13 protein-coding genes are annotated in these 10,993 nt (G+C 57.3%); 3 read left to right on the top strand and 10 right to left on the bottom strand.

Annotated elements, in window-relative coordinates:
• The 4 genes from B3Q33_RS10680 to B3Q33_RS10665 all read right to left on the bottom strand — a co-directional run.
• The coding region (locus B3Q33_RS10680) for a pseudouridine synthase (RefSeq protein WP_286827527.1) at positions 1 to 617 on the bottom strand (617 nt) is incomplete at its 3' end.
• Positions 618 to 691: 74 nt separating this feature from the next.
• A complete protein-coding gene (locus tag B3Q33_RS10675; RefSeq protein ID WP_273010283.1) occupies positions 692 to 1,156 on the bottom strand; it encodes a DUF3465 domain-containing protein in 465 nt (154 codons plus the stop codon).
• Between the two features lie 128 nt (positions 1,157 to 1,284).
• Positions 1,285 to 2,799 (bottom strand): flavin-containing monooxygenase, encoded by a 1,515-nt coding sequence (locus tag B3Q33_RS10670; protein ID WP_272962831.1) that lies wholly within the window; start codon positions 2,797 to 2,799, stop codon positions 1,285 to 1,287.
• A gap of 13 nt (positions 2,800 to 2,812) precedes the next feature.
• Positions 2,813 to 3,664, bottom strand: a complete 852-nt coding sequence (locus tag B3Q33_RS10665) for a metal-dependent hydrolase (protein WP_272962830.1) — start codon at positions 3,662 to 3,664, stop codon at positions 2,813 to 2,815.
• 312 nt (positions 3,665 to 3,976) lie between these two features.
• On the opposite strand from B3Q33_RS10665, the gene B3Q33_RS10660 reads away from it, so the two are divergent.
• Complete coding sequence (locus B3Q33_RS10660) at positions 3,977 to 4,201, top strand: hypothetical protein (RefSeq protein ID WP_272962829.1); 225 nt, start codon at positions 3,977 to 3,979, stop codon at positions 4,199 to 4,201.
• Positions 4,202 to 4,330: 129 nt separating this feature from the next.
• Here the strand turns inward: B3Q33_RS10660 and B3Q33_RS10655 are convergent, their stop codons facing one another.
• The 6 genes from B3Q33_RS10655 to B3Q33_RS10630 form a co-directional block, all read right to left on the bottom strand.
• Positions 4,331 to 4,729 carry a hypothetical protein gene (locus B3Q33_RS10655; RefSeq protein WP_272962828.1) on the bottom strand — a complete coding sequence of 133 codons (399 nt, stop codon included), beginning with the start codon at positions 4,727 to 4,729 and terminating at the stop codon, positions 4,331 to 4,333.
• A gap of 283 nt (positions 4,730 to 5,012) precedes the next feature.
• Positions 5,013 to 5,408 (bottom strand): hypothetical protein, encoded by a 396-nt coding sequence (locus B3Q33_RS10650; RefSeq protein WP_272975494.1) that lies wholly within the window; start codon positions 5,406 to 5,408, stop codon positions 5,013 to 5,015.
• Between the two features lie 163 nt (positions 5,409 to 5,571).
• On the bottom strand, positions 5,572 to 6,009 hold the full coding sequence (locus tag B3Q33_RS10645; RefSeq protein ID WP_272975493.1) for a hypothetical protein: 438 nt from the start codon (positions 6,007 to 6,009) through the stop codon (positions 5,572 to 5,574).
• A gap of 104 nt (positions 6,010 to 6,113) precedes the next feature.
• Positions 6,114 to 6,509, bottom strand: a complete 396-nt coding sequence (locus B3Q33_RS10640; RefSeq protein ID WP_272975492.1) for a hypothetical protein — start codon at positions 6,507 to 6,509, stop codon at positions 6,114 to 6,116.
• A gap of 328 nt (positions 6,510 to 6,837) precedes the next feature.
• Positions 6,838 to 8,370 carry a bifunctional GNAT family N-acetyltransferase/carbon-nitrogen hydrolase family protein gene (locus B3Q33_RS10635; protein ID WP_272975491.1) on the bottom strand — a complete coding sequence of 511 codons (1,533 nt, stop codon included), beginning with the start codon at positions 8,368 to 8,370 and terminating at the stop codon, positions 6,838 to 6,840.
• A gap of 52 nt (positions 8,371 to 8,422) precedes the next feature.
• Positions 8,423 to 8,797 carry a hypothetical protein gene (locus tag B3Q33_RS10630; protein WP_035244741.1) on the bottom strand — a complete coding sequence of 125 codons (375 nt, stop codon included), beginning with the start codon at positions 8,795 to 8,797 and terminating at the stop codon, positions 8,423 to 8,425.
• A 33-nt stretch (positions 8,798 to 8,830) separates the two neighbouring features.
• Between B3Q33_RS10630 and cobB the strand changes: the two genes are divergently transcribed.
• Together cobB and B3Q33_RS10620 are read left to right on the top strand one after the other, a co-directional pair.
• Positions 8,831 to 9,541, top strand: a complete 711-nt coding sequence (gene cobB, locus B3Q33_RS10625; RefSeq protein WP_272961957.1) for a Sir2 family NAD+-dependent deacetylase — start codon at positions 8,831 to 8,833, stop codon at positions 9,539 to 9,541.
• Positions 9,542 to 9,790: 249 nt separating this feature from the next.
• Positions 9,791 to 10,864, top strand: a complete 1,074-nt coding sequence (locus B3Q33_RS10620) for a 3-deoxy-7-phosphoheptulonate synthase (protein ID WP_272961958.1) — start codon at positions 9,791 to 9,793, stop codon at positions 10,862 to 10,864.
• Positions 10,865 to 10,993: the final 129 nt, after the last annotated feature.

The following is a 10,993-nucleotide window of genomic DNA, read 5'->3' as shown; positions in this document are numbered from 1 at the left end:
CGATGCAACGTCAGCACCTTGTTATCAAACCGCCCGAACATGCGCTTGATCTGATGATAGCGGCCTTCGCACAGCCACACGTCCGCCTCGCAGGCACTGCGAATGGTCAGCTCCGCCGGGCGGGTCACAATGCCCTCATACTCAAACCACATACCCTCGGAAAATGCGGCAACGTATTCCTCGGTTAACGGCTTTTCCACCGTCACCCGATAATGCTTGCGCACCTGATTCTCCGGCTGACTCAACTGCCGGGACCAGTCGCCATCATTGGTCAGCAGCACCAGACCGGTGGAATTGAAATCCAGTCGCCCGGCCAGGTGTAGCCCCTCACGCTGATCCTCAGGCAACAGATCCAGCACCGTGTGGTGATGATCATCACAGGTAGCGCTAACCACCGCAGGGGGTTTGTTGATCATGAGATAACGAGCCCGGGTTGCCTGCAGAATCTCACCATCGCAAACCACCACATCAAACGGGCCAATCCGTCGCTGCCGGTCACGCTCCACCTCGTCATTCACCTGCACGCGCCCGGCAGCCAGCAACAGCCGCAGATTGCTACGGCTGATTTGCAGGCGGTTGCTGAGAAAACGGTCCAGGCGGTGGTATCGGGAAGTCATGGCGCGATCATAGAGCGCCGCTCAGAGATTACAATCTCCGACCAGCAGGCGTTGAAAGCCACATTGGCAGGCTACTAGAAGGTCTTGCCATCATGTTTCAGCCAGCCATCCACGTGGCGGCCTTGCGGATCATGATGGGTCCAGTGGACCACCCCTCCCCGCTCGTTCCACTCGTACTCGCCGTAAAAGCTGACGCTCTCGCCGTCACGCAAGTCCGGGATGCGTGGCGCCAGGTCGATGTTGTGAGCGATCAGAATGGTTTGCCCAGAGGCGAGCTCAAGAATGAATTTCTGGTGGCGGCTGCCTTCGTTATCGTCCGGCAGCACCTTGACCACCCGACCGACACCTTCTACCTGAACATCACTTTGCCGGTTTTCGTAGGCCGCCTGAATAAGGTTATCACCGGCAAACGAGGCCGTGTCCGTCTGGGGGGCCTGAGCTGGAGCCTGGCTGACTGTGCTGTCATTTCGCAGGTTATCCAGCCCATACAGTGCCAGCACTGTCACGGCAGCAGCGATAACCGGGACCATTTTTTTCATCGACTTATCTCTGACCTGTTTATTCCCCCCTTTTTTACCACAAGACATCCGCAATGCCAGACACCCTATACACAAAAAAGGGGCAGCCCTGGCTGCCCCTCCCTTTTACCCATTCACTCAAGACACCGTCAGGCTTCCACGGTTGCCTCAGCATTCGCACACACAAAGTCATAATCCGTAGAGCGCACGTTGCGGGTTTCCAGCCAGTAGCGCCAGGTGGAGCCGGGCCACAGGGCGAAGTTCTTGCCGTCGTCCTGTTGGTACCAGCTGGTGCAACCGGAGGTCCAGGTGGTGCCCTGCAGGCGACGCTGCACGTTGGCATTAAACGCTTCCTGGGCTTTCGGTTTCACATCCAGATAATCCGCGCCTTCCTCACGCAGCAGCGCCATGCATTGCAGGATGTATTTCACCTGACACTCGATCATGAACAGAATCGAATTATGGCCCAGGCCCGTGTTCGGCCCCACCAGCATGTACAGGTTCGGGTAGCCGCTGACAGTAACGCCGTAATGCGATTCCGCGGACTTGGCCCAGTCCTTATGCAGATCATGGCCCGGCAAACCGGTGAGCGGAAAGTCTTTCATATAGATTCGCGGATCCACCACAAAGCCGGTGCCAAGAATAATGCAATCCGCTTCATGCTCTACCCCATCTTCGGTGACCACGCAGTTGGCTTTCACCTCGCGGATACCGGCGGTAACCAGCTCTACATTGTCGCGGTTGAACATGGGAAACCACTTGTTGGAAATCAGCACCCGCTTGCAGCCGAAGGTGTAATCCGGCGTCAGCTTTTTCGCCAGCGCCTTGTCTTTCACTTGCAGGCGGATGAACTGCTTGCACAGGGTACCCAGCAGTTGGGCCGCCTTCGGGCTGGAGGCCGGTGCCACCCGGGATTCGTTGCTCCAGTAGAGCCGCGCCCGATGCAGTTTGCGTAGCGCCGGGAAGCGTTTGAACAGGCGCTGCTGGATTCCCCAATAGCCACGCTCATCCCGGGGAATCACCCAGGCCGCGCTGCGCTGGAATACAGACAACTTCTTCACCTTGGGGGCAATTTCCGGGCAGTACTGAATCGCGCTGCCACCGGTGCCGATGGACACCACCTTCTTGCCCACCAGGTCGTAGCCGTGGTCCCACTCTGCCGAGTGCATCACCTTGCCCTTGAAGCGCTTGAACCCCTTGATGTTGGGCACATTCGGCACGTGCAGCGGGCCGGAGGCCAGCACAAAGTGGCGGCAATCGATGGTCATGCCTGCAGCGGTGCGCACGGTCCAGCGGCCGGTGGTTTCATCAAAATGGGCTTCGTTCACTTCCTGGTTGAACTGGATAAAGGGCCGCAGCTGATACTGCTCCACGGTGTCGAGAATGTAGTTCTCGATTTCGTCCCGGGGCGCATAGCGCTTGCTCCAGTCCGCCTTGCCGGCGAATGAAAAGGAATACAGGTGCGACTGCACATCGCAGGCCGCTCCCGGATAACCGTTGAAGTACCAGGCACCGCCCACTTCCGCCGCCTTTTCCAGGATCACTAAATCCTCGTTACCCGCTTCACGCAGTTTGATTGCCATACACAGCCCGCCGAAACCGGCGCCCACGATGGCCACATCCACGGAAATCGTCTTTGCTGAAATCTTCGCTTTACTGGTCATGTCACTGCCCTCCTCAGGCGGCTTGCAGCCGGTTCACGTCAAAGGCCGCCACTTCGTCCATCAGCGCCTCGGCCTGGTCCAGAAATTCCCGGTTGTCATGCATCCAGGGGTGAAAGCCGGGGCGGAAGAAATCGAACCAGTCCGGCAGCGCCCGGCGCAGTACCCCCGGTCGACCTACCGTCAGGTTTGCCACCTTCCACCAGCCTTTCAGGTTCAGCAGACCGCCGGACTTCGCCACCATGACCGTGTAGAACGGCAGGTACAGGCTCCAGAACAGGGCATTGGCCAACAGAAACGCGCCCACACGCAAGCCATAGGCCTTGATACCCTTGCCCACCACCTGCTCGAAGGCATCGAAGCACACCGCCTTGTGTTCGGTTTCCTCAATGGCATGCCAGCGCCAGATCGCCGAATAATGCGGGTCCACCCCCTCCATCAGTTCGGTATTGCGAAGCAGCATGTCCCCCAGCACAGCGGTGAGATGTTCCAGCGCCACCGTGCCTGCCAACTGCACCGAACGCGGCGCCTTCTTCATCAGAGCCAGCAACCGCACCACCACCGCATCCAGGGCCTCGATAGGCATCCCTTCCGCCTGCAATGCCTCGTTGTATTCTTCGTGCTCGCGAGTATGGAAACCCTCCTGACCGATAAAGGCCGAGACCTGTTCCTTCAACTGCGGGTCGGTGATTTCCTGGCGGTAGTTGCGCACGCTCTGAATAAAGAAGCGCTCCCCCGCCGGGAAGAAAATCGACAGGGTGTTATAGAACTGGGTGATATGCAGCCCGCCCGGATTCCAGCTCAATGCCTTGCCGGCGGGCAGCCCGAATTTGAGATTCCGGCGTACCGGATCAACCTGAATTGTCATTGTCATGCCCCTTGAACAGATCGGATTGATCGGATGCTAGGGCCATGAGGATGACAGGCTCAATGGTTACATTGAGCAATGTTATGGTTTGTTGATATGGGTCAAATCAGGCGGGAAAAAGAATACATACATACCAATATCGTTTACCAAAAGAGAGCAATGAGCAGGCTCAGCACGACTGAATTCCAGGGCAAGCCTTCTGGCGCTAACCGCATACGTCAGCCAGATAAGACCATATACCCGCAGCGGATTGACCATTAGCTCCCAGGCTGTGAAGGTCGAAGCCACACCAAACCCCAGGAAAACCACACGATGCGTTTGATCGGATTACTGCTGGCCCTGCTGGCTGTGGGCTGGCTGGTCATGACCCAGCTGCAAAGCACCCCAACACCGAGCCTGTCCGCCGAAGACAGCGCCGGCACAGCCGTGCAGGCGCCCCGTAATGCCGAAGAGCTGAAGGCCTTCGAAGACCATGTGAATCGTATGTCGGATCAGCAGAACGCCAAGACCCGGGAAGCGCTGGAGCAGATCCAGTAGACCCCGCATTACGGTTTAAAAAACAAGCCGGTGATCCGGATGGCGCTTCATCATGTAGGAGCGCCGCTCTCTGTGCTCTGCGAGTATGAGGCGCGAACCGACGAGCCCTCCGGCAACGTCTGCATCCAATCAGGCGCTGGACCGCTGCGACAGAAACACCCAGCCAAAGAACAACATAAAGGCCAGATCGTTAAGCCCATAGATGCTGTAAAAAATTCCGGCAAACAGATCCTGCTCATACACCGCGCCAAGGCTATGGTTCGCCATCCACAGCCCCCACACCACCACGTACACCAGCTTTTCCACGGCAAAGGCCGCCGCCAGCCAGCGGATATTGCCCTGAATAAACGCCGCCCCCAGATAGGCCAACCCCCACACCACAATCATCAGCAGCCCGAAGTTGGACATGACCACCGGATCGGCCTGATTGATGGCGTCATTGGTGAAGGCACGGGAAAAAAGCAGCACGCCGCCGATATTCATCAAGGCGGCGGCGATAAAACCGTTTTTGATCAGGGTGGGGTTCATTGTCTCTCCAAAAGGTTTCAGGATTATTTTGATTTCATTCGGTCTGCCAGGGAACGACAAGATCACCATTTCTACGCTGGCCCGGAAGCCTGCTGTAGGAACGTAGCGTAGCGCAGTAACGCACGTAGTGCGGCCCGGAGGGTGAGCGAAGCGAATACGCCGCTTGAGGCGCGAACAGCCTAGCCATCAACGCTCTCCGGGTTCGGGAAAGACCTGCCCCCAAATGACCTGGTAATGGGCCTCGACGGAGCGCAGCGAAGTTGGCATCCCGTTGACCACCTTGCTAAGAGGTAAACCTGCTCCAGCCTGAGACGGAGCCAAGATCAACCTCTAGCTCTATGATTTCACCTCGGCCCTTAAAATTCTTCTTGTAGACAAAGGTTTTTTCTTCGAAATGAAAATCACGACAAAAGCCTCTTTCAGCCGGCTTCAAGGCCGTACAGCGGTGGGCTTCCAAGTCGAAAATTGCAGCTCGAGTAATCGGACCACTCACGTAATCCGTCGTTAGCCATTCTTCGACCGCCAAGAATCTCGAATCAGGAGACCATTTCAGTTCCTCGCCAAATATTCGATTGATCTGTGCAATGCCATCAATCTTTAGTTCGCAATACACTGGTCCGAATCGGATCTCGCCAACCGTAATCAATACAGCATCATGGCGACCATCTGGCGACTTCAAGGTCTCAACCCCCTACTCTTAATAGGTATTAGTAATCCCGCTCGAATATCTAATGAACGCGCCGGCTTCAAGGTCCTGGGGTCACATGAGCAAGGTCCTGGGGTCAGGCCTCCCATTTCCCAGACTGTAGGTGGGAATTTGGAGACCTGACCCCATTGTTTTGTTACATATCTTCATCCCATATATAAGAAATTCTTTCTAAGTAAAGGTTTCTTTCAGCATACGCATCCATTATGCAGCGCTCGCCAACCATTCCAGCTATCATTCCTCCTGCATTAGAGGGAGAAATAGTTTCTACATTGCAATCTATTTCGATGAGTTCGAGCCACACCCTCTCAGCAATCTCAAACTGCTCTAGCGCAGACTGAGCACTCACGCCCCAGCCAAAATCACGGCCCTCATCAATATGCTTCTGCAGAATTTTTCTAAACTTTTCCGAGAGAATGTCATACTCTAGCTTAGGCTTATACATCTCTTGCCGTGCACAGATCATCGCATCATCGTTCCAGACGCCGGGATCAAGGCTATCACAGTCGACAACTCTATCAGCTGAAGAGATCGCTACCATTACCAAAGCAATGATTAAGACCAAGTATCTCATGTTACCCCGAGCTTAATATGTAACGCCGCCAGCACGCGCGGCTTTGTAGTGGAGGCGTAGCCGCAACGGAAAAGCCGTCGCAGTGCCTGCGATTGTTATGCAATTTACTCGGCGTCAACTTCACTTTGCACACGCGCATTTAACTCAATGAAGTCTTTTACGAGTTTGTCGCATTGCGGTTTAGCAGCCCCACATCTAACGCTTGTTTCCATATAGAGCGCACCGCCTTTCTCAACCACCTCTCTCTTTACATACGAGGGGTAGGCAGGATGCCCTTTCGGGGGAAAGCTCCATATCGTCCTCAGCTTTTCGGAGGATGCGACTATCCAGTCTTTTTCTTCTCTGATCTGTGTCTCGCCATCAGATCTCAGCTTCGATAGGAGTTCATCCGGGGCCAGGCCGTCGTTGTTCTTACCTTTATATCCCAGTCCATCATCTGCCTGGAGAACTGGTGACAGAACTAGCCCAAGCACTAGGCCAGCGATACAACTAAGTTTCACATATCACCTCGACTGATTGCATAACAGGTATTAGTAAGCCCGCTCGAATATCCACGCGCCGCCTTCCTATTACATTTATCCAATTTATATACCGACCGATAAAAGCAGAAATCTCAACGGGTTACAACGGAGCCATTTCCGGGCGGCAGTGATATGAGGAAGCGGTATTTCCTGGTAGGCGCTGGGAGTCAGTTTTCCAAGTGTTTGAGCACAGCTGAGTAACGAGAGTACGGTTTTATAGCGGGGGTGTTCGCGGCTCAAGCGCCGCTCCTACGGTACATGTAGGGCAGAAGGCAGGCAGGGCCGGACGGCCCTGCCCTGGCAGGATTCAGCCTTTATTCTTCCAATCCAGGCTATACAGATCATGGCGACGGTCGCGCAGGTTGGTCACCGACCCTTCCCGGTGCAGCAACTTCAGCTTTTCCAGGTCCACATCTGCAAACATCAGCATTTCGGTATTGGGCACCGATTCGCTGATGATGGCATCGTGGGGGAAGTAGAAGTCGCTGGGGGAAAACACCGAGGACTGGGCGTACTGGATATCCACGGCATCCACCCGTGGCAGGTTGCCCACGGAGCCGGCGATGGCCACGTAGCATTCGTTTTCGATGGCGCGGGCCTGGGCGCAGTGGCGCACGCGCAGGTAGCCGTTTTTGGTGTCGGTCCAGAACGGGACGAAGAGGATATCCATCTTTTCGTCCGCCAGGACGCGGCCCAGTTCGGGGAATTCCACGTCGTAGCAGATCAGGATGCCCACGCGGCCGGCATCGGTATCAAACACCTGCAGCTTGTTGCCACCCTGGATGACCCAGTCGCGGCGTTCGTGGGGGGTGATATGGATCTTGTACTGGGCTTCCACGGAACCGTCGCGGCGCATCAAGTAGGCCACGTTGTAGACTTTTTCGTCTTCGATGACGGGCATGGAGCCGCCCACGATGTTGATGTTGTAGCTCACTGCCATGTCGGCCAGGGCGTCGCGCACTTCATCGGTGAAGCTGGCCAGGAAGCGCACCGCTTCCACGGAGTTCAGTTCCGGGCGCAGGCCCATCAGTGGGGCGCTGAAGAATTCCGGCAGCACGGCAAAATCGGCGCGATAGTCCGATAGCGCATCAATGAAGAATTCCACCTGGTTGAGCAGATCCTGCACGTCGCGGGCGGCACGCATGCGCCGCTGGACGACGCCCACGCGCACCACGGTGCGGCGCGGCCATTCGGCGTCGTCGTCCTCCGGTTCGTAGAGGATGTTGTCCCACTCCAGCAGGGTGGCGTAGCCGTGGGAGTCTTCATCCTCCGGTAGGTAGGCCTTCATGAGACGTTTCACGTCGAAGCCGTTGGAGAGCTGGAACGACAGGATGGGATCGTAGATGGCGCGGGCTTCCACCTGCTCGATGTATTCGGTGACCTCCATCTGATCGGAATAGTTGGTGTAGCCGGGCAGCCGGCCCCCGGCCAGGATGGCGCGCAGGTTTTCCTCGCGGCACAGTTCCTTGCGAGCTTCGTAGAGGCGGCGGCCCAGGCGGTAGCCCCGGTATTCCTTGTCCACGAACACATCCAGGCCGTAAAGCGCATCGCCCTTTTTGTCGTGGGACTGCACCTTGTCGTCGGTGATCAGATCTTCGTAGCGATGCGGGTTGGAGAAGCGGTCGTATTTCACCTTGATGGTCAGCGCGGTGGCCACCAGCTCGCCGTTGTCCTCGATCACCAGTTGCCCGTCCGGGAAAATGCGGATCAGGGTCCTGATGGTGTCTTCCGGCCAGGCGCCGCCAATGTCGTGGTAGACCTGGTTCATGAGAAGCGCCAGCGCGGGGTAATCGTCCTCGGTGAGGGTGCGCAGACGCAGGCGAGTGGTTTCTTCTGCCATAACAGAACAGCTCCTTCAGAAGCCGGCTCCGGGATCACCGGTGCCGGGCAAATTATGCATTAAGCGGCGGAAAGGGAATCAGCCAGCTCATGTCCCGATTCTGCAACGCATGCATGCCGCTGGGATAGAGCGCCACGCCATCGGGGCGAATAAAAATCACGCCGCCGCCGTTGAGACCGACATAGCCGGATTGATGCTCGTTCACAAAGCCGCAGTCATCCTGCCAGTCCGGTTGCAGGGAGGGTGGAATGGTTTCATAGCCGATGACACCATTGGCCAGGGGGTCGTCGATGGCCACGCGGTCGCGATACAGGCCCACGGCATCCTCCCCCACCAGCAATACCATGCCCTGGTGAAAATGCAGCAGTGTGACATTGCCGCGCCGGGGCAACGGGAGGTTTTCCTGTAGGTCGATAATGGTATCCATGAAACAAATAATCCTGACTAATCGGACGGATAAATGGCTGAAAACATTGTAATACTTACCGGCGCGGGAATCTCGGCGGAATCTGGTATCAAGACATTCCGCGCCGCCGACGGGCTGTGGGAGAACCACCGGGTGGAAGATGTGGCCACGCCGGAGGCGTTTCTGCGCGATGCCACCCTGGTGCAGAACTTCTACAACAAACGCCGTGAACAGCTGCTCAGCGCGGCCATCAAGCCCAATGCGGCGCATCAGGCGCTGGCGAAGCTGGAACAGGCGTTTCCCGCCGGCCAGGTGCTGCTGGTGACCCAGAACATCGACAACCTGCACGAACGGGCCGGCAGTGGCAACCTGATTCACATGCACGGCGAGCTACTCAAGGGGCGCTGCCAGGCCAGCGGCGGCCTGGTGGAGGTGACCGGCGAGCTGACCCCGGCCCTGCCCTGCCCGCTCTGCGGCGCCAAGGGCTGCCTGCGGCCCCATGTGGTGTGGTTCGGGGAAATGCCCCTGGAGATGGAGCGGATCTACCAGGCCCTGGCCCGCTGCGACCGCTTTATCAGCATCGGCACCAGCGGCAATGTATACCCGGCGGCAGGCTTCGTGGAAGAAGCCAACCGCCACGGAGCACATACGGTGGAGCTGAATCTGGAGCCCTCCCAGCGGCTCACCGCCTTTGCCGAGCACAAACATGGGCTGGCGACGGAGCTGGTGCCGGCGTATGTGGAGGCGTTGATCACCAGCCTGTGACTCTAAAAAGGCCGTTGGAGCCTTGCTCGCAAGGCGAATGTCTGGAAATGCCCCACCCCCTTCGCCTTGCGAGCAAGGCTCCAACAGGTTTGGGGGTGGCAGGAGGCTCCGAAAGCGCCCGGCCCCATATTTCTATAACCCGCTGTTTCCGCTAGACTGCTTCACCTCTACAAAAGGAGTGTCAGCCAGAGCCGCCCGCCATAGAACGGGGCCCGGGGCCTCCAGCAACGACAGGTAGTAAAGACCATCATGACCGATAAACAGGTAGACGATCTCAATATCGCTTCACAGGAAGTGTTGATCACCCCCAATGCGCTGAAGGCAGAGCTGCCGCTTTCCGACAATGCTCGCCAGACCGTGATTGAGGGCCGTGAGACGATCCGTAATATCCTCGACCGCAAGGACCACCGTCTGTTCGTGGTGATTGGCCCCTGCTCTATCCATGACACCAAGGCGGCCATGGAGTACGCGCAAAAGCTGAAGGCGCTGGCCGAGGAAGTGAAGGACACCATCTACCTGGTGCTGCGCGTCTATTTTGAAAAGCCCCGTACTACCGTGGGCTGGAAGGGGCTGATCAATGACCCCTACATGAACGATTCCTTCAAGGTGCAGGACGGCCTGCACATTGCCCGCAAGCTGCTGCTGGATGTGGCCGAGCTGGGTCTGCCTACTGCTACCGAGGCGCTGGACCCGACGACGCCGCAGTACGTGCAGGATCTGATTGCCTGGAACGCCATCGGCGCGCGCACCACCGAAAGCCAGACTCACCGGGAAATGTCATCCGGTCTGTCCAGCCCGGTGGGCTTCAAGAACGGCACCGACGGCAGCCTGGATGTGGCGGTGAATGCCATGCTCAGCGTGAAGCACCCGCACCGTTTCCTGGGCATCGACCCGGAAGGCCGGGTGGCGCTGACCACCACCAAGGGCAACCAGTACGGCCACGTGGTACTGCGTGGCGGCGGTGGCAAGCCGAACTACGATTCCGTTTCTGTGGCGCTGGCCGAGCAAGCGCTGGAGAAAGCCGGTGTGTCCACCAACATCATGGTGGATTGCTCCCATTCCAATTCCAACAAGGACCCAAGCCTGCAGCCGCTGGTAATGGAGAACATTTCCAACCAGATTCTGGAAGGCAACCAATCCATTGTTGGCTTGATGGTGGAATCGCATCTGAAGTTCGGTAACCAGAAGCTCCCGGCGAATCTGGACGATCTGGAATACGGCGTGTCGATTACCGATGGCTGCATCGCCTGGGACACCACCGAGAAAGCCATTCGCGACATGGCCGACAAGCTGCGCGACGTATTGCCCAAGCGCAACGACTGATCGCTGACTGATACGAAAAAGCCGCCTTAATGGCGGCTTTTTTGTGTCCGGGTTTTGATCCTCTGTAGGAGCCAGCCTGCTGGCGATCAGCTGGTGTTGCGCATCAATCGCCAGCAGGCTGGCTCCTAC

The organism is Alcanivorax sp. UBA3183, assembly GCF_002364155.1.
Lineage (GTDB): Bacteria > Pseudomonadota > Gammaproteobacteria > Pseudomonadales > Alcanivoracaceae > Alcanivorax > Alcanivorax jadensis.
This window is presented reverse-complemented; position numbering and strand designations above follow the sequence as displayed.